Origin of the sequence: Streptomyces sp. NPDC023838 (genome assembly GCF_040639555.1) — a bacterium.
Classification (GTDB): Bacteria; Actinomycetota; Actinomycetes; order Streptomycetales; family Streptomycetaceae; genus Streptomyces.
The window spans coordinates 216,533-240,173 of record NZ_JBFAAD010000011.1 but is presented as its reverse complement, the minus strand read 5'-3'; the positions used below and the strand labels follow the sequence as shown (position 1 = coordinate 240,173).

Sequence of the window (23,641 nt, the reverse complement as noted above, 5' to 3'; positions counted from 1 at the left end):
CAAGCCCGGCCCTTCAAATGGACCAAGACCGCCGACCAGATCCTCGACCGCATCTGCCGCTACTGCGACAGGATCTCCAAACCAGGTCACTAGTCTCGATAGCGCAGCAGGAGCATGGCCGCGTCGTCGTGGAGCGGGCCGCCGGTGTGGCGCATCAGGTCGCCGCGCAGCGCTTCGAGCGCGGCCTGGGGGTCGGGGCCGGTCAGCAGGTGGACGCGGCGGGCCAGCGGGTAGAAGGCGCCCGTGCGGTCGCGGGCCTCGGTGACGCCGTCGGTGTAGAGCAGCAGCTGGTCGCCGGGGCCGAAGTCGACCTGGTGCGGCTCGGGTCCGTCGCCCGAGGGCAGGCCGAGGCCGAGCGGCAGGGCGTACTGCGGTGGCTCGGGGAAGTGGACCGTGCCGTCCGCGCGCAGCAGCGCGGGCAGCGGGTGCCCGTAGTTGAGGAACACCGCTCCCCCGTCGGGGACGAGTTCGGCGATGAGGGCGGTGACGAACTTCTCGCCGTGCAGGGCCCGTTCGGCCGCGCGCTCGACGCGCGCCCCGACGCCCTTGAGGTCGGGCTCGTCGTGCGCGGCCTCCCGGAAAGCGCCCAGGACGGCGGCCGCCGTCTCCACCGCCTCCAGCCCCTTGCCCTGCACGTCCCCGATGATGACCCGCACACCCTCGGGCGCCGCGACCACTTCGTACAGATCGCCGCCGATCCGCGCCTCCGCGACCGCGGAGGTGTACGAGACGGCCGCCCGCAGATGTCCGGCGCTGCGCGGCACGGGGCGCAGCAGGACGCGCTGGGCGACCTCGGCGATCGAGCGCACCCCGGCGAGTTCGGCCTCGCGGCGCTCGCGCATCACGGCGGCGGCCACGCCCGCGACGGTCACCCCGACCACGGAGGCGAGCGCGGCGAAGCCGCGGCGCTCCTGGAACAGCCCGTTGTGGATGCCGAGGCCACAGCCGACGAGCAGGGCCACGGCTCCGGCCGCGACCGGCCGACGCCAACTGCCCACCAGGCCCGCGAAGGCCGGGCCGAGCGAGACGAGGGCGAGCAGTCCGACACCGGGACCCGCGGCCACGTCGACCGTGGCGACCACGGCCATGACCGCGTACGGGAGGACGGAGAGCACACCCGTGCCCGCTCTTCGCGCCATGGCCGTCCCACCCCTTCCGGTACGGAGTGCCGCCGTGTCCTCTCCGTCCCCGGTGACACGCGTTCCGAATCACTCCGCCCACGATGTGGATGGCGTGTGCATGCGTACCTATGTATCCTAGGTTTGAACCTAGGAGCCCTAGGAACGGTTCTTCTGGGGCGGCGAGCACCGACGACGGAGGTACGGGGCGCATGGCGCGTGCGGGACTCACGGCCGAGCGGATCACGGCGGCGGCCGCCGATCTGGCGGACGAGATCGGGTTCGACAAGGTCACCCTGTCGGCTCTGGCACGGCACTTCGGCGTGAAGGACGCGAGCCTGTACTCGCACGTCAAGAACGTGGCGGACCTGCGCACCCGGGTGGCACTGCTGGCGGGCGGCGAGCTCATCGACGAGATCGCCGTCGCGGTGGCGGGCCGGTCGGGGCGGGAGGCCCTGATGGCGTACGCCGACGCGTACCGGGCGTACGCGTTGGCCCACCCCGGCCGTTACGCCGCGACCCAGATCCGGGTCGACCCGGCGGCCGTCGCGGACGCGCCCGCGATGCGGCGGACCGTGGAGATCACCTACGGGATGCTGCGCGGCTACGGGCTCGCCGAGCCGGACCTGACCGACGCGGTACGGCTGCTGCGCAGCACCTTCCACGGCTACATCAGCATCGAAGCCCAGGGCGGCTTCAACCACGTACGTGACGTGGACACCTCGTGGCGGCGGGCCCTCGCGGCCCTGCACGTCCTCCTCGAACACTGGCCGACCTCATCCACGGAGGAAGCGAACCATGCCTGAACTGCGCGTACCCGGCGCGACGTTGTACTACGAGACGCGCGGCACCGGTCCGGTGCTGCTGATGATCCCGGGCGGGGGCGGGGACGCCGCCTCCTTCGACCTGGTGGGGGCGGACCTGGCCGACCGGTTCACCGTCGTCGCCGTCGACCCGCGCGGCAGGTCCCGCAGCGCCGCCGGTGAGCGGGGCCGGGACCAGCGGGTGGAGGTGCACAGCGACGACATGCGCCGGCTGCTCGCCGAAGTCTCGCCCACCGAGCCCGCCTTCGTCTTCGGCAGCAGCTCGGGCGCGGTCATCGCGCTCGACCTGCTGGCCAGGCACCCGGAACGGCTGCGGCTCGTCGTGGCCCACGAGCCGCCGGTGCTGGGGCTGCTGCCCGACGCGGACCGGTGGAGGGCGGCCTTCGCGGACGTCGTCGAGGCGTTCCGCGGCGCAGGCCTGGAAGCGGCGATGGCCGCGCTCGGCGCGGCGGCGGGCGCCGAGGGCGTCGACGAGCCGGACGACGAGCGGGAGGGGACCGCACAGCCGGACGGCACGGCGAGCGCCGAGCGGCTGCGGCGGATGCGGGAGAACATGCCGCAGTTCCTGGAGCGCGAACTGCGCCAGTTCAGCGGCCACATGCCGGATCTGGACGCGTTGGCGGCGCACTCGGAGCGGCTGGTCCCGGCGTGCGGGCGCGCCTCGCGGGGGCTGCTGCTCGCCCGGCCGGCGGCGGTACTGGCCGAGCGGCTCGGCACCGGGCTCGCCGAATTCCCGGGCGGGCACGTCGGGCTGAGCACGCATCCGGTGCGGTTCGCCGACGTGCTGCGGCGGACGCTGGCCGGGGCCATGGCCGAGGACATGGCGTAACGGCGGGACAGGGCCCCTCTACCAGATGTCCGGCGACACTCCCGGCGGCACGCTGATGAGCGCGCCGGCCGGGCGGCTCGCCTGAGGTCCCCCGCTTCCGGCGGAGCGCTCAGCCGATGTTCCGGAACGCGAGCACCGCGTTGTGGCCGCCGAAGCCGAACGAGTCGCTGAGCGCGATGTCGCCGTTCAGCGGCAGCGAGCGCGGGCCGCCGCGCACGACGTCGAGGGTGATCCCGTCCTCGACGTCGTCGCACCCGGCCGTGGGCGGGATCAGCCCGTCCCGCAGCGCCAGGACCGTGGCGATGGCCTCCACGCCGCCCGCGCCCCCCTGGAGGTGGCCGAGCGCGCCCTTGTTGGCCGTGACCGGGACATCCGGGGTGTGGGCGCCCAGGACCCGGCCCAGGGCCCGCGCCTCGGCCCGGTCGCCCTCGACCGTGGCGGTGGCGTGGGCGTTGACGTGGACCACGTCCGCCGCCGAGGCGTCCGCGTCCGCCAGCGCGGCCCGCAGCGCCGCCTCGATGCCGCGGCCGCCCGGTTCGGGGGCCGCCATGTGGAAGGCGTCGGCCGACAGACCCCATCCGGCGGCCTCGCAGTAGACGCGCGCGCCCCGCGCCCGGGCGTGCTCCTCGGCCTCCAGGACCAGCACGCCCGCGCCCTCGCCGAGAACGAACCCGTCCCGCTGCGTGTCGAACGGGCGGGACGCGGACGCCGGTTCGTCGTTGCGGGTGGAAACGGCTCGCATCGCGGCGAAGGCGGCCAGGATCGCCGGAGTGATCACGGCTTCGGTGCCGCCCGCCACCACCAGGTCGACGTGCCCGGCGCGGATGCGGTCGACGGCACGCCCGATGGCCTCGGTGCTGGAGGCGCAGGCCGACACCGTCGTGCTGGCCTCGCCCAGGATGCCGAGGTCGATGGAGATCTGGGCGGCGGCCGAGGACGGCACCAGCATCGGCGCGGTGTGCGGCGACACGGCGCGCGCACCTCGCTGCTCCAGCCGCCGCTGGGCATCGACGAGTACCGGGGCGCCGCCGATGATCGACCCCATGGACACCCCGGCCCGGGCGGGCAGCAGCCCGCTCACGCGGGCGCCCTCCAGGTCCAGCCCCGCGTCCCGCCAGGCCTCGCGCGCGGCGAGCACAGCCAGTTGCGCGGACCGGTTCATCCGCCGCGCCAGGGGCCTGGGCAGCAGGTCGACCGGGTCCACCGCGGCCCGGGCGGCGAGCCGCACCGGCAGTGCGTCGAACTCCTCGCCCGCCATCAGCCCCACCGCCGACCGCCCCGAGAGCAGCCCCTGCCAGAGCCCGGCCACGTCGGGACCGAGCGGGGTGAGCGCGCCGAGACCGGTCACCACGACCCGCCGTCTGTCGGTGCCGGGATTCCGTGGCTCGGTCACGTCGGCCGGGTCGACCCGGCCCGCCCGCACCACCTGGGGCTTGCCCCGGTCCAGCAGGCGCTCCTGGTCGGGGCCGCCGCCCACCGGGCGCAGGACGAGTCGGGTCCGGGCCGCGCCGGCGGGCGCGGTGCGCATCACGACGTGCCAGCGGTCCACGCCGGTCGCGACCACGTCGCCCGGCACGAGTTCTCCGGTGGTCAGGAGCAGACACTCCCCGCCCATGACCGACTCTCCGCTCATCGCCGCTTTCCTGATTCGCCTGGGTGAACGACTTCAGGACATGGCGCACCTCGCACGCCAACCCTAATAAGTCGATAAAGCGACCTAGAGACATCTTGCCCGGCCCCCCTCGTGCCGGCATCTCGGCGGACCGGGCGCGGCGCTCAGGGGCGGCCCGCCTCGGGGACCGCCTCGCCGCGCCGCACCGGCTCCGGCGGGGTGCCGTCCCCGAAGGGCCTGCCGCCGAGCTGCTCCCGGTGATGGGGCGCCAGCCAGCCGGACAGGTCGGGGCCGACGGGCACGATGCCGGTCGGGTTGATGCCGGACTGCACGATGTAGTAGTGCCGCTTGATGTGGTCGAAGTCGACGGTGTCACCGAAGCCCGGGGTCTGGAACAGGTCCCGGGCGTACGCCCACAGCACCGGGTCCTCGGCCAGTTTGTTGCGGTTGCACTTGAAGTGCCCGTGGTAGACCGCGTCGAAGCGCACCAGCGTGGTGAACAGCCGGATGTCCGCCTCCGTGATGGTGTCCCCGACCAGGTACCGGCGGTCCGCGAGCCGCCCGGAGAGCAGGTCGAGCCGGCGGAAAACATCGCGGTGCGCGTCCTCGTACTCGCGCTGCTCGGAGGCGAACCCGGCCCGGTACACCCCGTTGTTGAGGTCGCGGTAGACCCCGTCCATGACCTCGTCGATCTCGTCGCGCAGCTCCTCGGGGTACAGATCGGGCGCGCCCGGCCGGTGCAGCTCGCGCCACTCGGTGGCGAGGTCGAGGGTGATCCGCTGGAAGTCGTTGGTGACGAGCTCCCCACTGGGCACGTCCACGACCGCCGGGACGCTGACGCCGCCCGAGTAGCCGGGCTCGCGCGCCTTGTACGCCTCGCTGAGGTAGCGGATGCCGAGCACCGGGTCCCGTCCGTCCGGATGGAGGGTGAAGCGCCAGCTGCGGTCGTCCTGGATCGGGTCGGCCACCGCGAGCGAGAGCGCGTCGTCCAGGCCGAGGAGCCGCCGGGAGACCAGGGCGCGGCTCGCCCAGGGGCAGGCGCGGCTGACGACCAGGCGGTAGCGGCCGTACTCGACGGGCCAGCCGTCGCGCCCGTCCCGCGTGATGCGGTCGACGAAGTGGCTGCGCCCGCGCTTGAAGGGCCGGTGCCCGTACTCCGCGTTGCCGCTGCTGCCCTCCATGCCGGCGGTGTCGCTGTCGTCCTCGTCGGGGCGGCTCATCCCCGTCTCCTTCCCGCTGGACTGGACTCGCGTACCGAGTGCTGAGTACGGAGTGCTGCCTGCGAGCCTTCCCCCGCGATCGAAGATCTCCCACAGGATGAGCCGCCCGGTCGAGCGTGTGTCCCCCGTCGGGGGTCAGCTGAACGGGTCGAGCGTCAGATACGCCTGCCTCGGATCCCCGTCGTTCACCAGCGACTCGTGGTTGCCGACGTCGTCGAAGGCGAAGGCGTACGCCCTGCCGTCGACCATCCGGGCATGGATCTCGCGGGCGTACTGGTTGGTCACCGCGTCCTGGTAGAAGGCGGCGGACCCGGTGTCGGGCTGGTTGGGTTCGACCAGCAGCGTGGAGCGGTTGTAGCCCGCGCAGAGCGTGCGCGAGATCGGGCCGCGTACCAGGTCGTTGGGGGCGTCGAGCAGCTTGTAGCAGCCGAGGACGCTGTCGGAGTCGGGCTTCTGGAAGCTGGTGACGACGGCGCCCGCGCTGTTGGTGAAGTTCATCGTGGAGCCGGAGACCCGCCCGTAGTACTTGGTGTTCGGCTGGTCGGCGAACGGTGTGACGGTCAGCGTGGAGGTGCTGTACTTCTGCCACACCCGGTTGATGTAGTCGTCGAGCACGCTACTGGGCAGCGCGCCGGTCTCGATGCCGTGGCCGGGGGCGAGCGCCCGCAGAACCGTTCCGTCGGGCCGGGTCTGGACGAGGCCCGCCCAGCCGCCCGGTTTGCCCCTGAGCGCGCTGAAGAAGCCGTCGTAGCCGCCGGGCTTGAGGTGTCCGGTGGACTTGGTGGTGCCGTCGGCCGCCTGCACCCCGACCGCGTACGGGGCCGAGACCATGTCGACCTGGGTGCTGTTGATCCACAGTCCGGCGTCGTTGAGCGTGTACTCGGACCAGTTGAAGAGGATGTCGCGGTTCGGGTCGCTCGGGTTCTGCACCGCCGGCTGCACCAGACCGCCGGTGGTGAGCTTGAAGACGAGCTTCTGACCGTACGAGAAGTAGACGCGTCCGGAGAACTTGGGCAGCCGGATCGTCGTGGAGTGCCCGCTCGCCGGTCCCGCGATGGAGGCGTCGGGCGCCGGGGTGGGCGGGTTGCCGCCGGCCGGCCAGGGGTGGAAGGTGCCGTCGGCGTCGGCCCAGCCCTGCTGGCCGGTCGAGAGCTGCGTTCCGAGGTTGTAGATGTAGAGCGGTTCGCCGCGCCCGGAGTTGTTGGTCACGGTGAGCGGGATGGTCGAGGGCACGGCGGCGGTGGCGGGGGTGGCCGCGCCGGTGGCGGTGAGCCCCGTTGCCAGCAGCAACGCGGTGACCAGGGGCGCCAGCAGCTTTCCTTGGACGGGCATGCTCCAACTCCTCATCGGATTCGGCGGTTCACGTAGGGCGCCGCGAGGAGGAATCTTCGCTTCCCCCTCGTGAGAGCGCTCTCAGAATCGTGGTCCGGACCAGAGGTGCCAATGAGTCGCTCGTCAATTCCTTGACGGAAAAGGGGCGTTGGCGGGGCCTAACCGTTCATTTGGTGTGGCCCCGCCGGGGCGTGCGGGTCGACGGGGCTACCGCTCCGGGGCCGCCGAGACCACCGGCCCCCGGTCGACCCAGCCGCCGTGTCCGTCGCCGCCCGCCCAGGTGTGCACGGACGCGGCCGTGGCCGTGCGTGCTGCCAGGATGTAGTCGGCGTTGCCGTCCCCGTTGAAGTCCGCCAGCGACACCCGCGTGGCGTCGGCGGTGAAGCCGCTGGTGGTGGTGGCGAGGTCGACCCAGCTGCCGCGTCCGTCGCCGCCCCGGTTGAGGAAGCTGCGGACCGCACCGTCCGCCCCCACCACGCTGTAGTCGGGGCGTCCGTCGTCGTCGAGATCGGCGAACCGCACCCGGCCGGCGTCGGCGGTCACCCCGGTGGCGACCCGGCCCCAGTCGGTCCAGCCGCCGTGTCCGTCGCCGCCCCGGTTGAGCCGCACCCGTACCTCGCCGGTGGCGCCGAGGGTGACGTAGTCGCTCCGGCCGTCGCCGTCGAAGTCGGCGAACAGCACGTGGCCCGCGTCCGCCGTGGTGCCGTCGGTGACCCGCCCGACCCACCGCCAGCCGCCCGGTGCGCCGCCCCGGTTGAGGCGTACGGAGACGGCGCCGCTCGTGTCCACCGTGATGCAGTCGGCGCGCCCGTCGCCGTCGAAGTCCGCGAACCGCACCCGGGCCGGGTCGGCGGTCAGGCCCCCGAGGACCCGGCCGAGCGGCCGCCAGCCGCCGTGCCGGGCGCCGCCCCGGTTGAGGCGCACCAGGACGCCCCCGTGTCCGTCGAGCGTCACGTGGTCCATGCGGCGGTCACCGTCGAAGTCCGCCCAGCGCACCGGGTTCGCGCCGCCCGCCTCGGTGCCGGCGCCGAGCGCCGGGCCGCCGGACTCCCAGCCCCTGTGCCACACCGCGTCGAGGGGCTTGAAGAAGGACCAGGCCATCCGCCGGAATCCGGCGTCGTTGGGGTGGAGCTGGTCGACGAACTCGTCCTGGGTGAGCGCGGGCGGCTCCACATAGCGGAACTTCCGCCCGGCTTCGCGCTCCGTCTCCTCCAGCTCCTCGGCCCGTACGTTGAACGCCTTGGCGGGCTCCTCAAGACCGCTCGTCGTGGGGATGAGGCCCATCACGAGGACGGTGACGCCCGGCTTGTCCGCGTAGATCCGGTCGACGAGGGCGGCCAGCCGGTCGGGGGCGTGCGGCAGGTCGATGCCCCGGGCGATGTCGTTGATCCCGATGTGGAGCAGTACGACGTCGGGCCGGGCGCCGGCCATCCAGCCGTCGATGCCGGCGGTCAGCTGGTCGATGACGTAGCCGCTGTGGCCCTCGTTGGAGAAGTCGGCGAAGCTGCCGGAGGCCTTGGAGCCCACGAACCGTACGGTGTAGCGGTTTTCGAGCCGCATGATCTGCCACAGGGGGCGCCGGTAGGAGGAGAGGGTGGGGCTGCCGCCGCCCCAGGTGATCGAGTCGCCCAGCGGCATCACCCGCAGGACGGGGGTGTCTTTGTGGTCGGCGGCCGAGGGGGTCGCGGGCAGCGTCGCCAGGGAGAGCGCGCCCGTGAGGGCGAGGAGACAGCGGGTCAACCGGATACGTCTCATGATCTTCCTCCAGCCGGAAAGGCGCCGATGGCGCCTTGTCTTGACGGGGCATCAGTTGCCACGGCAGTCATGGGATCACCCCCGACCACCGTCTCGCGCGTTCTTGTACAGCAGGAGAACCCGGCCGGAGCAGTGGACGGCGCCGTGTTGACGCTCGCCGGCCAAGGAACGCGGGGCGGAGAACGCCCCCTTGCCCGCATGACAAGCGGCGCGCACGGTACTCGCAGGACCAGAACGCGCGGATCCCGCGCTCCAGCCCCAACCCCCAGGAGGTGGCTTCGGATGACGGAGCAGCCGAGCAGCCCGGCCGTTGAGAAACCCGACACCGACGAATACCGCACCGGCACTTCGGGCACCACCCTGCAGACCGCGCGGAGTGGTGCGGGTCAGCCACCCGCGACCCGGGGCCGGACGACGATCGCCGGAGGCGTGGTGGAGAAGATCGCCGGGCTCGCCGCACGCGAGGTGCCCGGCATCCACGCGCTGGGCGGCGGGTTCGCCCGTACCATCGGCGCGATGCGCGACCGGGTTCCGCGGGCGCGCGGCGCGGCCGTCAGCCGGGGCGTGAAGGTCGAGGTCGGCGAGCGGCAGACCGCCATCGACCTGGACGTGGTGGTGGAGTACGGCGTGAGCATCACGGCGGTCGCGGCCGAGGTGCGCGAGAACGTGATCGCGGCCGTGGAGCGGATGACCGGTCTGGAGGTCGTGGAGGTCAACATCTCGGTCGACGACGTCCACCTGCCGGACGACGGCGCCTCCGAGGCCTCCGAGGTCCGCGTGCAGTAGCGGGCCGCGTGCGGCGGCGGGTCCGGTCCCGCCGGGGCCCGGCTCATTCGTTCGGGGCCGCCGAGGTGGCCCGGCGGCCCCGGACCCGGGAGGCTGGAGAGGACTCCGACCGCCCCGAGGAGAGCCGATGGCCCCGACGCCGTACCGCTACGACGACCTGCGCGCCCTCTACGTCAACTGCACGCTCAAGCGCTCCCCCGAGGTCAGCAACACCGAGGGGCTGATCGACCGCAGCCGTGCCGTGATGGAGGGGAACGGGGTCGCCACGGAGGTGGTCCGGGCCGTCGACCACGACATCGCGACCGGTGTCTGGCCCGACATGACGGCGCACGGCTGGGCGAGCGACGCCTGGCCCGAGCTGTACGAGAAGGTGATGGCGGCCGACATCCTGGTGCTCTGCGGCCCCATCTGGCTGGGCGACAACAGCTCCGTCGCCAAGCGGGTGGTGGAGCGGCTCTACGCCTGCTCCAGCCTGCTCAACGAGCAGGGCCAGTACGCCTATTACGGCCGGGTCGGCGGCTGTCTGATCACCGGCAACGAGGACGGCGTCAAGCACTGCGCCATGAACCTCCTCTACAGCCTCCAGCACCTCGGCTACACGATCGCGCCGCAGGCCGACGCGGGGTGGATCGGGGAGGCGGGGCCCGGCCCGTCGTATCTGGACCCGGGCTCGGGCGGACCGGAGAACGACTTCACCAACCGCAACACGTCGTTCATGAGCTGGAACCTGATGCACCTGGCGGCGCTGCTCAAGCGGGCCGGTGGCATCCCCGCGCACGGCAACCAGCGCTCCGCGTGGGACGCGGGCTGCCGGGACGACTTCGCCAACCCCGAACACCGGTGAACGCGCGGCCCGGCCGGTCCTCGGTTCGTCCGATACGAAATCGTCCGAAACGAAGTCGTCCGAAACGAAGCGGTGGTGCGCCGCCGGATCGTGCCACGGCGCGCCACCGCTCCTGCCGGACCGGGGTGGGTCAGCCGAGCCGTACCGGGATCTCCTGGTAGCCGAAGGCGATGAACGACGGCACCTGGCTCAACTCGTCCGCCTTCGCGGCCAGTCGCAGGTCCGGGAAGCGCTCGAACAGGGTGGGCAGCGCCGTCAGCGCCTCCATCCGGGCCAGCGGCGCGCCGATGCAGCGGTGGACGCCGATACCGAAGGCCAGGTGGTCGTCGGCGGCGCGGGTGGCGTCGAAGGCCCCGGCGTCCTCACCGTAGTGGGCCGGGTCGTGGCCGGCCGCCGCGTAGGTGGTGACGATCGCGTCGCCCGCCGGGATGGTGACCCCGTCGACCTCGATGTCACTGACGGCGAAGCGCAGCGGCAGGGTGGCGATGGACGGGTGCACCCGCAGGACCTCGTCGATCACGTTGTCCCAGCTGATCTCGCCGGAGCGGACGGCGGCGAGCTGGTCGGGGTGGTGGAGCAGGTCGACGACGGCGTTGCCGATGAGGTTGACCGTCGTCTCGAAGCCGGCGCCGATGACGAGCAGCAGCGTGTAGACGAGCTCCTCGTTGCTGAGCCGGTCGCCGTCCTCGTCCCGGACCTTGATCAGCTCGGTGGTCATGTCGTCACCGGGCACCTCGCTCTTGAACGCGATGAGTGCGGGCAGCACATAGGCGATCTGCTTCTGGACCGACTCGGCGTGCTCGGGGCTCGGGTCCGTGGTGTCCATGATGGCCGCGATCAGCTTGGCCATGTCCTTGACCAAGTAGCCGGGTACGCCGAACAGTTCGCAGATCAGCCGCATCGGCAGCGGGTGCGCGTAGGCCGCCTTCAGGTCGACCGGCTCGCCGGAGGCGGCCGCCTGGGCCAGCTCGTCGAGCAGCTCGGCGGTGATCTCCTCCACCCGGGCGCGCATCGCCTCGGTGCGCCGGGCGGTGAAGCTGGGGGCGACGAGCTTGCGCAGCCGGGTGTGGTCGGCCCCGTAGGTGGAGAGCATGTTGATTACGCCGACCCAGCCCAGGATCCAGCCCCAGTCGGGGTGCTCGCCGAGCTCGGGCCACAGCCCCCAGTGCCGGCGGGGGTCCTTGCTGACCCGGGGGTCGAGGATCAGGGACTTGAGGGTGTCGTAACCGGTGGGCGCCCAGGCGGGGATGCCCCCTGGCAGCTCGACGGGCACCACCGTGCCGAGCGCGCGCAGCTTGGCGCTCTCGGCGGGGATGTCGGCGCCGAACGGGTCGAGGGGCACACGCGAGGACGGGGTCATGCTCGATCTCCTGGCTGGTCGGGGGTGCGCGGGGTGAAGCGGACGGGCAGCGACGTGAGCGAACGGTGGAACGGGCCGGGGCGCCAGGTCAGGCGAGCGCGCTCGGTGGTGGGGTCGAGGTCGGGCAGCCACTGGGTGAGCCGCTCGATGGCCTCGGTGGCGATCAGCAGGGTGTGCTGCTTGACCGGGCAGCCGTGGTTGCCGGCGGACCAGGACAGGTGCGAGGCGTCGTGCGGGTGGTGCGCCCCGGCGAACTCGTGCTCGGCGAAGTGGCCGATGGCGCCGTAGGAGACGACGACCGGCACGGCGGCCTGGATCCACACGCCGTGGAAGCTCAGCGACTGGCGGGCGAAGTGGATGCCGTAGTTGGAGAGCGGCGTCTCGTACCGCAGCACCTCGGCGACGGCGTCCGCGACCGGGCGCGAGCCGCTGGTCAGGGTCGAGTAGTAGGCGGGGTTGCCGAGGATGCGCGAGAGCGCGTTGGAGACGAGGTTGGCGGTGGGCTCGTGGCCCGCGCCGAGGGTGAGGAAGACCTGCCAGGTGACCTCCTCGGGGGTGAGCCCCGCCGGGTGGTCCAGGAGCCGGCTGGTGAGGTCGTCGCCGCGCTGGGCGCTCTTGGCGGCGACGAGTTCGAGGACGTACCGGCCGTACTCGGCCTCGCCCCGCGCGGCTTGCTCGCCGCCCTCCATCATCTGGCCGAGGGAGTCGTTGAGGCGGCCGCTCTCGCTGTCGGGCAGACCGAACAGGTTGTTGAAGACCAGCGCCATCAGGGGCCGGGCGAACTCGGTGACGAGGTCGGCCCGCCCGGCCGGTCCGAACCGGCCCACCAGGATGTCCACCGCCCGGTGCACCCGCTCGCGCAGGTCGTGCGGCTCGACCAGGTCGAAGGCGTCAAGCAGGGTGCGCCGGTAGCGGATGTGGGCGTCGCCGTCGGCGAAGAGCGCGTTGGGCCGCCAGCGCATCATGCCGAGGATCGGCGAGTCGGCGGCGACCGTGGCCTCCCAGGGCCTCGGGTCGTGCGACCAGGTGTCGCTGTCGTGCAGCAGGTCGAGCGCGGCCCGCCGGTCGGTGACGACGTACGCGGGGACGCCCGGGGCGAGTTCGGCCCAGCCGACCGGGCCCTGGGCGCGCAGCGCCGCGTAGTAGGCGTGCGGGTCGGCGGCGAAGCCGTCCTCCCACAGCCGCACCGGCGCGGAGAGCGAGAAGGCGGCTGCGGGGGCGGGGTAGGCGGGGTGCGGGTTCACCAGGTCTCCGGACGGTTGCGGGCGATCAGGTGCTGGACGAGCGCGAGCAGCGCGTCGATGGAGGAGTTGGTGTCACGGGCGTCGCAGGTCACCATCGGGGTGCCGGCCTCCAGGTCGAGGGCGCGGCGCAGCTGTTCCTCGGTGTACGGGCGGGAGTCGGGGAAGGTGTTGAGCGCGACCGCGTACGGCAGTCCGGTCTCCTCCACCAGCCCGAGCACGTCGAAGGAGTCGTCGATGCGCCGGGTGTCCACCAGGACGAGCGCGCCCAGCGCCCCGTAGGCGATGTCCGCCCACAGAGAGCGGAAACGTTCCTGTCCGGGGGTGCCGAAGAGGTAGAGCACCACTCCCCCGCCCAGGCTGATCCGCCCGAAGTCGATGGCGACCGTGGTGGTGGTCTTGTCCCGGACCCCGGCGAGGTCGTCCACCCGCGCCGACGCCTCGCTCAGGTGCTCCTCGGTGTGCAGGGGGCGGATCTCGGAGACCGAGTCGATCAGGGTGGTCTTGCCCACCCCGAACGGCCCGGCGACCAGGATCTTCACCAACTCGCGTGCGGTGTCGGGCAGATGGATCCCACGGGCCCCGGTGGCGCCGGTGGGGCCGGGGCTACTGCTTGAGGGCGCGGAGGCCATCGGCCACTCTCTTCAACAGATCGGGGGCGGGCAGGGCGGCGACGGGAATGGGCGGGCGGGCGCTCACCAGACCCTGGTCGATCAGCTCGGCGGCGAGCACCCGCACGGCGGAGACCGGCAGCTCCAGGAGCGCCGCCGTCTCGACAACGGTGAGCGAGCCACCGTCCAGCACGTCGAGCAGGGCGTGCTGGGCGGCGGGCAGTCCGGCGGGCTCCGGCCCGCCCCCTCCGGTCAGTACGGACAGCCGCTCCAGGCTGTTGCGGCTGGGCCGCGCGACGCCTCCGGTGGACAGATAGGCGGGGACCAGCGGGCGGCCGCCGCGGCGGCCCGTCATGCCTGGGTGGCGCCGTCGGCTCCGCGCGGCGCGGCCGCCATGGCCTTCTCACCGAGCCGGGCCACCTGGGAGTGGACGCGGTGGGCGAGCAGGTCGAGCCGGACGTCCGGGTCGCCGTAGGCGGCCACACAGGTGCCGTGGGCGGTCGGCGCGACCAGGATGTAGCCGTGGTCCGACTCGATGACGACCTGGCGGATACGGGCGTCCTCCTGGTCCGCGAAGGCGGCCGCGGCCGTGCGGCAGGCGCCCTGCACGGTGCTCATGATGGCGGCCGTGCGCTCGGCGGACGCCTGCGACAGGGCCTGGGTGTAGCCGGAGACGAGGCCGTCCCGGGTGAGCAGGACGGCGGCCTGGACGTGCGGGATCTCCAGGATCGCGTCGAGCACCCACGCCGTTTCGCCGGTAGTGCCGCTGGTCATCGCGGTTCGTTCCCTTCGGTGGGGGCGGCGGAGCGGGCCGCGGCGGTGCCGGACTGCAGTGCGCCGAGCGCGGCGGCCGACTCCTCGGGGGTACGGGCGGGCGCCGCGGCCGTCTCGGCGGGCAGCGCGGCCCGGGCGCGGCGGCGCCGCTGGGGCAGCGCGTCGCCGTCGGGCGCGGCCTCATGGGTGACCGCGCCGGTGTCGTACGGGGCCGGGGGCGCCGGTGTACGGGGCACGGCCGGGACGAGGGCATCGGGCAGGGAGGCGGCGAGGGGCTCGGACGCGGCCGGGGTGTCGGCGGTGCGCGTGGAGCGCGGCGCCGCCGCGGCGGGCCGCCGCAGACCGGGGTCGATCCGGCTCAGCAGGTGGTTCTTGACCAGGAGCACCGCGCGTACGCCCCCGTACGGCGAGGGCGAGGACAGGTCCACCGAGAGGTCGAACTGCCGGGTCAGCTGGCCGATCGCGGCCAGGCCCATCCGGGGCGGGTCGCCGAGTTCGGAGAGCAGGATCGGCTCGGTCCCGGCCACCATCCGCTGGGCGTAGGCGCGTTCGTCGGGGTTCATGCCGACCCCGGCGTCGTCGATGGTGACCGAGACGCCGTGGTGGGCGCGTTCGAGGTTCACCACGACCTCGGTGTCCGGGGCGGAGTGGCGCAGCGCGTTGTCGAGCAGCTCGGCCACGATGATCGCGACGGGCTCGACCGCGTGCGAGACGAGCGCGGTGCCCGGCTCCAGATGGTTGTGGACCCGCACCCGGTGGTAGCCCACCAGCCGGGACTGGCCACCGGTCACCGCGTCCACCAGGTGCGACTCCTCGCGGGCCAGCCCCACCCAGGCGCCGCACACCACGGCGGTGACCTGGGCGCGCCGCAGCGACTGCTCGTTCTCGTGGTCGAGGGCGAAGAGCGTGTGGGCCAGCTCCGGGTCGTCGTAGCGCTGCTGGAGGCCGCGCAGCTGGTCCTGGAGGCGGTAGAGCCCGGCCTGGATCTCCCGGGTCGCGCCGCGCATGCCCGCGCGGGCGGCGGCGTCGACGCGCTTGCGCTCCTGCGCCACGGCGGCCGCGATCCCTTCGAGGACGCCGTCGAGGCCGGCGCCGAGCTCGGTGCCCGCGAGGTCCGGGTGGAGCGGGCCGGGCACCTGCACGTGCGGATGCGCGGCCCGGGTCGCCTCGGCCGGTACGCGGCGGTGGGCGAGATGGGCGACCTCGGCGGCGTACGCCCGGGAAAGCCGGGCCGCTTCGGCGCGGGCGCCCTCCCCCTGGGAGCGCAGCTCGGCGATCTCCTCCTGCTGCCGGGCTCCCCGGCGCCGGGCGCGCAGCAGTCCGCCCCCGAGCACGAACGCGGACAGGGTCCCGGCCGCCAGGCCTCCGGCGGCCAGGTCCGGTATCTCTATCATCTGATGGACCTTCAGGGGAGATCGGGAGAAGGGCATGTGGACGGCCGCCCCGGAAGGCGAACGTGGCCAGTACACACTGTCATTGACCGGTCCCGCACTGTTTTACACGAAGATCCTTTCGAACCTGAACGCGGGAGTCCGAATCTGCCCGAAAGGTCAGTTAAGAAGTTACGGACCCAGGAGCGCCCCGCACGGAACCACGGAGGAAGCAGAGACCTTGGACATCCGCACCGCACAGCAGCAGGCGTGGCAGAACAAGCTCGACAAGGGGTTCAACGTCACCGATGTGCCGCTGGAGTTCGGGCTGCTCAACGCCGAGGTGGGCGAGGCGTTCACGGCCTGGCGCAAGCGGCTGCCCGACTTCGGCGAGGAGCTCGCTGACGTCCTCCTGTACCTGGTGGCCCTCGCCGAGATGAACGGCATCGACCTCGACGACGAGGTGGCTCGCAAGCTGGAGAAGAACCGCCGCCGCGTCTACACCCGCGACGAGCGGGGCGTGCTGCACCGGGTCTCGGAGGGCTGAGGCCTTACGGGTGGGCCGCCGCCCAGGCCGCGAGTTCGGCGCGGGCGGCGCTCAGCAGCTCGGCGGACGGGTCGGTGGCCCCGTCGGTGACCAGCGCGAAGTGGACGCCGCCCGGCTCGGGCGCGGTGAGCAGCACCCGGCGGCTTCCGGTCCCGCCGGGTTCGGGCGCGACGGCCACCGGAGTGTGCGCCGTGTAGCCGGGCGGGCCGGCCACGGCGCCGAGGTCGGAGACGACGGTGGTGGTGGCGAACGAGGCGGGCAGATGGAGTTCGGTGGGCGCGGCCCCGCCGTTCGAGCGCCACAGCAGCACCCCGTAGCGACCGGCGCCGACGAGCCGGGCCACGTGCGGGAGCGCGGCCGGAACGGGGTTCCAGGTCAGCGTGGTGGAGCCGTCGCGGGAGCGGTCCTCGTAGCTGAAGGCGAGGACGCGGCCCGCCGTGGCCGAGGGGTAGAGCCGGTCGAGCAGCCGGGCATCCTGGCGCAGCGCCGGTGTGCCCGAGTCGTCCTGGCGTACGGCCGAGAGGTCCTCGTCGTTCCAGGCGTCGCCTGAGGTCAGGACCTTGCCGGGGTTGCCGTTCATGAGCTCGTGGTGGCGGCCGCTGTACAGGTCCCACTGCCACTGGGTGCCCGACAGGACCGGCCCGGACGCCGACGGGTCCGACCACCAAGTGGCCCCCGGCAGCCGGGAGTCCAGGCCCTGGTACATCGCCTTGAGGACGCTCGGCGCCTTGTCGGAGACGGTGCCTCTGAGCGGATGGCCGAACTCGCTGACGACGGCGGCCGTGCTCGCGGCGGCGGCCCGGTCGCGCACGGCGCCGAGGTCGCGCGCGTACTGGCCGTCGCCCGACTTGCCCCACATGAAGACGCCGGAGATCGCCTTCTGGTCGTAGAAGTGGGTGTTGAGGACATAGCGCGGCCCGAGGGCGCCGGCGTCGAGGAGCCCGCCCTCCTGCCGCTGGAAGTCGAGGTTGGCGTTCCAGAAGAGGTTGGGCTCCACGTACGCGGGCTTGGCCTGCCAGCCCGCCGCGTCCATGCGGGCCCGGAAGCGGGTGTAGAACGGCCAGAGCACCTCCCGCTCCCAGGTGCGGCTGGTCTGCCCGGTGTCGTAGCTGCCCGCGTACGGTTCGTTGTAAGGGTCGAATCCGGCGACGGCCGCGAACTCCTCGGCCGTGAGGTGCTCGGCGAGGTAGGCCAGGGTGGTCCGGGCGGTGGCGAGGAAGGCGTCCTGGACGCCGCGCACGTTGTGCCAGAAGTCGTAGGACGCGCGCTTGACGGCCTCGTTCTGGGTGATGTTCTGGCCCCAGAACAGGCAGATCCCGCAGGACTCGCGCGGATAGCCGCCGGCTGCGACGGCCCAGGCGGGGGCGCCGTCGCCGGAGTACCAGCTGCCGCTGTCGAAGAGGTACCGGGAGAACAGGTCCTGGTGGAAGTCGGGCAGCACCCGGATCCCGGCGTCCAGGAAGGCCCGCATCTGCTCGGTGACGGCCGCGAGATACCCCTGGTCCACCTGGCCGCGTACGGGTTCGGCGGACGCCCAGGAGAGCAGGAACCGTACGGTGTTGGCGCCACCCAGGGCGCGTACAGCGGTCGCGGAGGCGCGCGCGTCGGCGACCGAGGCGAACGGCAGTCCCCCGTGCTCGGCCAGCTTGGTCTCGCCCGAGACGTTGTACCCCCGCAGCACGACCTCGCGCCCGAGCCCGTCGACGAGACGCCCCTCCTCGACGGTGAGCGCGGCCGCGCCCGCCCCGTCGAACCACTGGGCGCCGGGGAGCCCGTCGGCCGAGGGCGGGGTGCCTCCCGCCGCGAGGAGCGCGGCGAGGAGGGTGGGAACACCGAGCAGACGCGTCCAGCGATTCGGCATGCCCACAACAATCAGGGCGGCCCGGAGCACAGTCAATGCTCCGGGCCGCCCGCAGTCGCCTTGCCGACTCCCCGTACCCCTCAGCGGCGGCTGAACACCGCGACCGTCCGGGCCGGGACGGTGAACGTGCCCGAACCAGCCTCGTACGAGGCCGACTTGACACTGGCGTCAGCGCCGGACGCCTGCACCGGGTGCAGCGCGTACCCGTGGCCCACCGCGTCCGGCACCCGCTGGACCTGCCGGTCCGGGGTCGCGTTGAAGACGACGACCAGAGAGCCGAGCCGCATCGTGATCACACCCGGCGTCTCGTCCTTGCCGGAGAGCGGGAAGGAGAGCGCGGATTGCACCTCGGCCGCGGTGGCCAGCCGGAACGCCGGATCCGTCGTACGGATCTTCAGCAGATCCCGGTAGGCGGCCGAGACCGCGGTGATCTCCGGACAGCCGACCTTGAGGGTAGCGGCCGTCAACAGGGGCTTGGCATAGGGCCACTTGGACTCGTTGTCGGCCGCCGGAGGAAGTCCGCGCCCGAACCCGTTGCCGTCCCGGCAGTCCCAGTGGATCGCGTTGAACCAGTCGCCGCTGTCGAACGAGTTGCGGTCCAGCGACTTGGAGCGCAGCAGATCCGTACCGGCCTGGGAGAGCGCCGGGCCCTGCGAGAGCGTGGCGGTCGCCAGCGCGAGCACCTGCATCCTGGCCCGGTCGGCCGCCGGGGTGGAGCGCGGCAGCTTGAACGCGAGCGCGTCGTACAGCGACTCGTTGTCGTGCGCGTCGGTGTACGCGAGCGCGTCACCCGGGGCGTCGGCGTACCCGGCGGGGGCGCCGTTGTAGTCGACGTCCGCGCCCTTGACCGTACGGCCGGAGGTGTCGGTGAAGGTGTACCCGGCCAGGCTGCCGGAGAGGCCGACCTTGATCAGGTCCTGGTAGTGCAGCAGACGGGCGCGCTGCTCGGCCGGAGTTCCGTTGGCGGACGACGCGTTGGGGTCGGTGTAGAGGCCGGAGGCGAAGCCCTGGATGCCGGGGTCCTGGTCGAAGGGGCCGCCGCCGCGCACCGCGTCGCGCGCCCGGTCCGAGAAGGTCGCGATCCCGGTGCCCGCCATGTTCTTCTGGGTCGCCTGGACGAACCGGGCGTCGTCGGCGGCCTCGCCGAAGTTCCAGCCCTCCCCATACAGGACGATCTTCTTGCCGTCGACGCCGTCCCTTTCGGGCGTCAGCGCGTCGAGCGCCTTGCGGACCGCGAGGATGTTCGCCCTGGGGTGGTGGCCCATCAGGTCGAAGCGGAAGCCGTCGACCTTGTACTGCTTGGCCCAGGTGACCACCGAGTCCACCACCAGCTTGCCCATCATGGCGTTCTCGGGCGCGGTGTTGGCGCAGCAGGTGGAGGTGGCCACCGTGCCGTCGGCGAGGAGCCGCTGGTAGTAGCCGGGCACGATCTTGTCGAGGACCGACTTGTCCGCCTGTCCGCTCGCCACGGTGTGGTTGTAGACGACGTCCATCACCGTGCGCAGCCCGGCGCCGTTCAGCCCCTGGACCATCTGCCGGAACTCGACCGTGCGCCGGGTCCCCTCGGGGTCGCTGGCGTAGGAGCCCTCGGGCACGGTGTAGTGCAGCGGATCGTAACCCCAGTTGTAGGCGTCCTTGGCGGCGGCCTTCGCCACGCACGCCTGCTGCTCGGAGGAGTCCGGCGCGTACACCTTGAGGTCACAGGCGGGGACGGCCTGGTCGGACTTCTTCTCCGGGATGGTGCCGATGTCGAACGCCGGGAGGAGGTGGACGTACGAAGCCCCGGAGGCGGCGAGCTTCTTGAGGTGCTTCATGCCGTCCGAGCCGGTGTCCGTGAACGCCAGGTACTGGCCGGGGTGGCGGGAGGTCGGGTCCGCGATCGAGAAGTCGCGGATGTGCAGCTCCTGGATCTGCGCGGCGCGCAGCGGCACGGCCGCGGGCTTGCGCAGGGTGGCCCAGCCCTTGGGGGCGAGCTTCGGGTCGGCGAGGTCGACGACGAGGCTGCGGGCCGAGTCGGTGGTCAGGGCGGTGGCGTACGGGTCGGTGACCAGGTTGGTGACCATCTTCTGGACGCTGGGGGCCCACACCGTCACGACGTACCGGTACGGCTTGCCGGTCCAGCTCCTGGGGCCCGTCACCGACCAGACGCCGGACGCGTCGTCGCGGCGCATCGCGACCGTACGGCCGTCGAGTTGGAGGGCGACGCGCTGGGCGGTCGGGGCCCAGAGCGAGAGCGTGGGACGCCCGCCGGTGAAGACCGGGCCGAGCGCGGCCCTGGTGGCCCGCGCGCTGTAGAGGTCGTCGAGGACGCCCTGGGTCTGGACGCCGGTGGCGGCGAGCAGGGCGCCGTTGGCGAGGCGCTGGGTGGCGACGATCTGCCCGGTGAGTGCCTGGCCGGCCCGGGCGCGGTCGCGCGGGTCGACGGTGAACGCCGCGTACTTCTTCAGGTGCGGGAACCTGCCCTTCTGCGCGTCGGTGAGGCCGCCCGGCACGGGGGTGAGCCGCAGCCAGTGGCCCTCGCCGGTGAGGACGCCGTCCTTGACGGCGAGGCCGCCGCCGGGCGCGTACACCAGCTGGTAGCTCGCGGCCGTGGAGCCCGTGTCCCAGGCCACGGTGTCGCGGTCGATCCACTGCGCCCGCGACTTCGACAGGTCGAGGTCGGCGGCGGAACCGGACGTCATGGGCAGAAGGTACTTCTCGACCCCGCCCAGAAGCCACACCTCGTGCGAGTACGTCGAGAACTCCAGCGAGCGGTCCGAGCCGAACTCCTTGGTGTCGCCCTTGTGGAGGATGTAACTCAGGCTCGACGCACCCTCCTTGAGGGGTACCTCGAAGACCGCGCCGAAGGCGTCCGTGCGCACCGGCGGAAGCGGGTTCGACCAGTCGGTGGGCGTGGCGGCCCCCGTCCAGGTGTGGATGCCCCAGCCGCTGTAGTCGCCGTCGGCGCGCTGGTAGTGGATGACGGCCTTGGTGGTGTCCTGCGGCGGGTAGGCGCCGGCGGGCGGGGCGGTCAGGACCGCGTCCTTGCCCTGTTCGACCCAGATCTCGCCGGTCCGGCCGACGTCGATGGTGCGGTCGGCCGCGACGTCCTTGTTGCCGTCCTTGTCGATGACGAGGAACCCGACACTCGACGCGCCCGGCTTGAGCTTGACGTACGCGAAGCCGCCGTAGGCGTCGCGGCCCGCGAAGGCGTGGCCCGCGGGCCAGGTGGTGGACTCGCCGTCGGCGAGGTCGCCCCAGGCGTAGAGCCGCCAGTCGGTGTAGTCGCCCGCCGGGCGCTTGTAGTGGACCACCGCGTAGTCGCGTCGGGTGGCGGTGGGCACGGGGTCGGGGACGGGCGCGCCGCTGGTGGTGCCGGCGGTGGCGCTCGCGGTGTGCCCGGCCGAGTCGACGACAACGGCCTTGTAGCGCAGGGGCGTTCCGGCCGCGAGGGTCGCGGGCAGGTGCTGGACGACCTTGTACGGGGCGTGGTCGGCGGAGCCGAGGACCTGCCACGTGCCGGTACCGGTCTGGGCGGCGAACACCACGCGGTTCAGCTGACCGCCGTCGGTGTCCGCCGCGATCTCGACGTCACCGGTCGCGCCCGCCGCCGGGGCCTTCAGGGTGAGTGTGGGCCGCGCCGCGGGGGCGCCCAGCGGCTTGGCCGCCTTGTAGACGACGGCGGAGAGGGCGGGCACCCGCACCGAGACGCGGCGGTCGGCGCCGCTGGTGATCGTGCCGGTCGCGCCGTGGATGCCCGTGAAGGCGGTGTTCGCGGAGCCGGTGGCGAACTCGGCGGTCTTCTCCTCGGTCGCGTTGTTGACGGCGACGACGTACTCGGTCCCGGTCTTCGCGTCGGTGCGGGAGAAGGCGTAGACGCCCTTGCCCTGCGCCGCGTACCTCTCGGTCTGCACACCGTCCGCGAGCGCCGGGTTCTGCCTGCGGAGCTTGGAGAGAGCAGCGATCTCCTTGTAGAGAGGGTGCTCCGGATCGAAAGCACTGCTCGCGTGCGTACGGGCCGTCCCGATCTGGGGGTCGTCCAGATAGTCGGCGACCTTGGACGGGAACATCGTCTGCCGGGCGTCCTTGTCGCCGCCCGCGCCGGTGAAGCCCTGCTCGTCGCCGTAGTAGATGACGGGGTTGCCCCGGCTGAGGAACATCAGCGCGTGGGCGAGCTCGTCGCGCCGCAGCAGCTCGGCGGCGTCGGCCCGGGGGTTGTCCTGGACCAGGAAGCTGCCGATGCGGCCCATGTCGTGGTTGCCGAGGAAGGTCACCTGCTCGTAGGCGTTGGCCTTGTCGGTGGTGTAGCGGTAGTCCTGGCCGAGGGCCGCGGCGAGATCGCCCGCCGAGCCGCCCTGCGAGACATAGCCGCGCATCGCCTGCTGATACGGGAAGTCCAGGGTCGCGTCGAGCCTGCCCCGGGTGACGTACGGGGAGGTCACCGCCGGGTCCGCGGAATACACCTCGCCGTAGATGAAGAAGTCCTTGCGTCCGTGCTTGGCCGCGTAGGCGTCAAGGGCGGTCGCCCACTGCGTCCAGAAGTCCATGTCGACGTGTTTGACGGTGTCGACGCGGAAGCCGTCCACGTCGAAGTCCTTCACCCACCTCTCGTAGATCTTCTCCATGCCCCGCACGACCTCGGGCCGCTCGGTCCACAGGTCGTCGAGCCCCGAGAAGTCCCCGTACTCCGCGCTCTCACCGGCGAAGGTCGAGTCGCCCCGGTTGTGGTACAGCGTGGGGTCGTTGAGCCACGCCGGGACCTTGGCGTCCTTCTCGGCGGCGGGCACGGTCGGCGTGTACGGGAAGGAGCCGGGGCCGACGGCCGGGAAGCCCTTGCCGCCCGCCGCGTAGGCGCTGTCGTCGAACGGCACGCCGTCCTTCGTCAGATACGGGAACGCGCCCTTGGAGAGGTACGCCGAGCTCTGCTCCCGGTGGCCGATGACGTCGGCGGTGTGGTTGGTGATGACGTCGAAGAAGACCTTCATGCCCTTGGCGTGGGCCTTGTCGATCAGCCGCGCCAGGTCCGCGTTGGTGCCGAAGTGCGGGTCGACCTTGGTGAAGTCGGTGATCCAGTAGCCGTGGTATCCGGCGCTCTGGTCGGCGCCGGTGCCCTGGACCGGCTTGTTCTTGAAGATCGGCGCCAGCCAGATCGCGGTGCTGCCGAGCCCCTTGATGTAGTCCAGCTTCTGGGTGAGGCCCTTGAGGTCGCCGCCCTGGTAGAAGCCCTTGTCGGTCGGGTCGTAGCCGGTCACCGAGCGGCTGCCGGTCAGGCCGCCCCTGTTGTTGGCGCCGTCGCCGTCGGCGAACCGGTCCGGCAGGACGAAGTAGGGCTGCTCCCGGGTGAGTTCGTGGCGGGCGGGCTCGGCGGCGAGCCGGGCGTCGGACGGCGGGGCCGGGGGCGCGGCGGGCGCCGGATGCGCCGCGGGCGCGGCCGACGCGAGCAGCGCGAGGGCCACGGCGGCGGTCACGGCGGTTCGGCGCGGAGAGCCGATCACGGGACGTACTCCTTCTACAGGGGGACTACGGGGTACGGGCGCGGGGCACGAGGTGAGCGTCGGGCCCGCCGGTCAGTCGCGCC

General features: G+C 72.6%; 18 protein-coding genes. 5 read left to right on the top strand and 13 right to left on the bottom strand.

The window, feature by feature from the left end; all coding sequences use genetic code 11:
* Positions 1–89: 89 nt before the first annotated feature.
* The gene (locus AB0G17_RS16980; RefSeq protein ID WP_361382360.1) at positions 90–1,139 is read right to left on the bottom strand and encodes a PP2C family protein-serine/threonine phosphatase; all 1,050 of its coding nucleotides are present in this window, start codon (positions 1,137–1,139) and stop codon (positions 90–92) included.
* Positions 1,140–1,330: 191 nt separating this feature from the next.
* Between AB0G17_RS16980 and AB0G17_RS16975 the strand changes: the two genes are divergently transcribed.
* Both AB0G17_RS16975 and AB0G17_RS16970 read left to right on the top strand, forming a co-directional pair.
* Complete coding sequence (locus tag AB0G17_RS16975) at positions 1,331–1,924, top strand: WHG domain-containing protein (protein ID WP_361382357.1); 594 nt, start codon at positions 1,331–1,333, stop codon at positions 1,922–1,924.
* A complete protein-coding gene (locus AB0G17_RS16970; RefSeq protein ID WP_361382354.1) occupies positions 1,917–2,771 on the top strand; it encodes an alpha/beta hydrolase in 855 nt (284 codons plus the stop codon). The genes AB0G17_RS16975 and AB0G17_RS16970 overlap by 8 nt, the downstream gene beginning before the upstream one ends.
* Before the next feature lie 109 nt (positions 2,772–2,880).
* On the opposite strand, the gene AB0G17_RS16965 is transcribed toward AB0G17_RS16970, so the two are convergent.
* From AB0G17_RS16965 to AB0G17_RS16950, 4 genes are all read right to left on the bottom strand, one after another.
* Positions 2,881–4,404: a beta-ketoacyl-[acyl-carrier-protein] synthase family protein gene (locus AB0G17_RS16965; RefSeq protein ID WP_361382351.1), complete on the bottom strand. Its 1,524-nt coding sequence runs from the start codon at positions 4,402–4,404 to the stop codon at positions 2,881–2,883.
* 143 nt (positions 4,405–4,547) lie between these two features.
* Positions 4,548–5,603 (bottom strand): glutathione S-transferase C-terminal domain-containing protein, encoded by a 1,056-nt coding sequence (locus AB0G17_RS16960; protein WP_361382348.1) that lies wholly within the window; start codon positions 5,601–5,603, stop codon positions 4,548–4,550.
* Positions 5,604–5,738: 135 nt separating this feature from the next.
* A complete protein-coding gene (locus AB0G17_RS16955; protein WP_361382345.1) occupies positions 5,739–6,935 on the bottom strand; it encodes a glycoside hydrolase family 64 protein in 1,197 nt (398 codons plus the stop codon).
* Positions 6,936–7,142: 207 nt separating this feature from the next.
* Entirely contained in the window at positions 7,143–8,690 is a 1,548-nt protein-coding gene (locus tag AB0G17_RS16950; RefSeq protein WP_361382342.1) for an FG-GAP-like repeat-containing protein, read from the bottom strand.
* Positions 8,691–8,972: 282 nt separating this feature from the next.
* Between AB0G17_RS16950 and AB0G17_RS16945 the strand changes: the two genes are divergently transcribed.
* Positions 8,973–9,476 carry an Asp23/Gls24 family envelope stress response protein gene (locus tag AB0G17_RS16945; RefSeq protein ID WP_361382339.1) on the top strand — a complete coding sequence of 168 codons (504 nt, stop codon included), beginning with the start codon at positions 8,973–8,975 and terminating at the stop codon, positions 9,474–9,476.
* Between the two features lie 127 nt (positions 9,477–9,603).
* Positions 9,604–10,320, top strand: coding sequence for a flavodoxin family protein (locus AB0G17_RS16940; RefSeq protein ID WP_067165998.1), 717 nt, complete (start codon positions 9,604–9,606; stop codon positions 10,318–10,320).
* A gap of 130 nt (positions 10,321–10,450) precedes the next feature.
* On the opposite strand, the gene AB0G17_RS16935 is transcribed toward AB0G17_RS16940, so the two are convergent.
* Genes AB0G17_RS16935 through AB0G17_RS16910 form a run of 6 tightly spaced genes read right to left on the bottom strand, consistent with a single transcriptional unit; the run spans position 10,451 to position 15,700 of the window.
* On the bottom strand, positions 10,451–11,680 hold the full coding sequence (locus AB0G17_RS16935; RefSeq protein WP_361382336.1) for a cytochrome P450: 1,230 nt from the start codon (positions 11,678–11,680) through the stop codon (positions 10,451–10,453).
* Entirely contained in the window at positions 11,677–12,924 is a 1,248-nt protein-coding gene (locus AB0G17_RS16930; RefSeq protein WP_361382333.1) for a cytochrome P450, read from the bottom strand. The genes AB0G17_RS16935 and AB0G17_RS16930 overlap by 4 nt, the downstream gene beginning before the upstream one ends.
* The gene (locus AB0G17_RS16925; RefSeq protein ID WP_361382330.1) at positions 12,921–13,553 is read right to left on the bottom strand and encodes an ATP/GTP-binding protein; all 633 of its coding nucleotides are present in this window, start codon (positions 13,551–13,553) and stop codon (positions 12,921–12,923) included. Before AB0G17_RS16925 ends, AB0G17_RS16930 begins: the two co-directional genes overlap by 4 nt.
* Positions 13,528–13,887 carry a DUF742 domain-containing protein gene (locus tag AB0G17_RS16920; RefSeq protein WP_190091195.1) on the bottom strand — a complete coding sequence of 120 codons (360 nt, stop codon included), beginning with the start codon at positions 13,885–13,887 and terminating at the stop codon, positions 13,528–13,530. Before AB0G17_RS16920 ends, AB0G17_RS16925 begins: the two co-directional genes overlap by 26 nt.
* Entirely contained in the window at positions 13,884–14,306 is a 423-nt protein-coding gene (locus AB0G17_RS16915; protein ID WP_361382326.1) for a roadblock/LC7 domain-containing protein, read from the bottom strand. Before AB0G17_RS16915 ends, AB0G17_RS16920 begins: the two co-directional genes overlap by 4 nt.
* A complete protein-coding gene (locus AB0G17_RS16910; RefSeq protein WP_361382323.1) occupies positions 14,303–15,700 on the bottom strand; it encodes an ATP-binding protein in 1,398 nt (465 codons plus the stop codon). Before AB0G17_RS16910 ends, AB0G17_RS16915 begins: the two co-directional genes overlap by 4 nt.
* 217 nt (positions 15,701–15,917) lie before the next feature.
* On the opposite strand from AB0G17_RS16910, the gene AB0G17_RS16905 reads away from it, so the two are divergent.
* Entirely contained in the window at positions 15,918–16,223 is a 306-nt protein-coding gene (locus AB0G17_RS16905; protein ID WP_266990553.1) for a MazG-like family protein, read from the top strand.
* Positions 16,224–16,227: 4 nt separating this feature from the next.
* On the opposite strand, the gene AB0G17_RS16900 is transcribed toward AB0G17_RS16905, so the two are convergent.
* On the bottom strand, positions 16,228–18,084 hold the full coding sequence (locus AB0G17_RS16900) for an endoglycosylceramidase (protein ID WP_361382320.1): 1,857 nt from the start codon (positions 18,082–18,084) through the stop codon (positions 16,228–16,230).
* 80 nt (positions 18,085–18,164) lie between these two features.
* Positions 18,165–23,519: a pullulanase-type alpha-1,6-glucosidase gene (gene pulA, locus AB0G17_RS16895; RefSeq protein ID WP_361382394.1), complete on the bottom strand. Its 5,355-nt coding sequence runs from the start codon at positions 23,517–23,519 to the stop codon at positions 18,165–18,167.
* Positions 23,520–23,641: the final 122 nt, after the last annotated feature.

Excerpts from the sequence above, each read along its gene's own strand:
- AB0G17_RS16900 (WP_361382320.1), bottom strand. The coding sequence starts at position 18,084 with ATGCCGAATCGCTGGACGCGTCTGCTCGGTGTTCCCACCCTCCTCGCC.
- AB0G17_RS16970 (WP_361382354.1), top strand. The coding sequence starts at position 1,917 with ATGCCTGAACTGCGCGTACCCGGCGCGACGTTGTACTACGAGACGCGC.
- AB0G17_RS16925 (WP_361382330.1), bottom strand. The coding sequence starts at position 13,553 with ATGGCCTCCGCGCCCTCAAGCAGTAGCCCCGGCCCCACCGGCGCCACC.
- AB0G17_RS16910 (WP_361382323.1), bottom strand. The coding sequence starts at position 15,700 with ATGATAGAGATACCGGACCTGGCCGCCGGAGGCCTGGCGGCCGGGACC.
- AB0G17_RS16945 (WP_361382339.1), top strand. The coding sequence starts at position 8,973 with ATGACGGAGCAGCCGAGCAGCCCGGCCGTTGAGAAACCCGACACCGAC.
- AB0G17_RS16940 (WP_067165998.1), top strand. The coding sequence starts at position 9,604 with ATGGCCCCGACGCCGTACCGCTACGACGACCTGCGCGCCCTCTACGTC.
- AB0G17_RS16965 (WP_361382351.1), bottom strand. The coding sequence starts at position 4,404 with ATGAGCGGAGAGTCGGTCATGGGCGGGGAGTGTCTGCTCCTGACCACC.
- AB0G17_RS16920 (WP_190091195.1), bottom strand. The coding sequence starts at position 13,887 with ATGACGGGCCGCCGCGGCGGCCGCCCGCTGGTCCCCGCCTATCTGTCC.
- AB0G17_RS16915 (WP_361382326.1), bottom strand. The coding sequence starts at position 14,306 with ATGACCAGCGGCACTACCGGCGAAACGGCGTGGGTGCTCGACGCGATC.
- AB0G17_RS16980 (WP_361382360.1), bottom strand. The coding sequence starts at position 1,139 with ATGGCGCGAAGAGCGGGCACGGGTGTGCTCTCCGTCCTCCCGTACGCG.
- AB0G17_RS16975 (WP_361382357.1), top strand. The coding sequence starts at position 1,331 with ATGGCGCGTGCGGGACTCACGGCCGAGCGGATCACGGCGGCGGCCGCC.
- AB0G17_RS16935 (WP_361382336.1), bottom strand. The coding sequence starts at position 11,680 with ATGACCCCGTCCTCGCGTGTGCCCCTCGACCCGTTCGGCGCCGACATC.
- AB0G17_RS16960 (WP_361382348.1), bottom strand. The coding sequence starts at position 5,603 with ATGAGCCGCCCCGACGAGGACGACAGCGACACCGCCGGCATGGAGGGC.
- AB0G17_RS16955 (WP_361382345.1), bottom strand. The coding sequence starts at position 6,935 with ATGCCCGTCCAAGGAAAGCTGCTGGCGCCCCTGGTCACCGCGTTGCTG.
- AB0G17_RS16950 (WP_361382342.1), bottom strand. The coding sequence starts at position 8,690 with ATGAGACGTATCCGGTTGACCCGCTGTCTCCTCGCCCTCACGGGCGCG.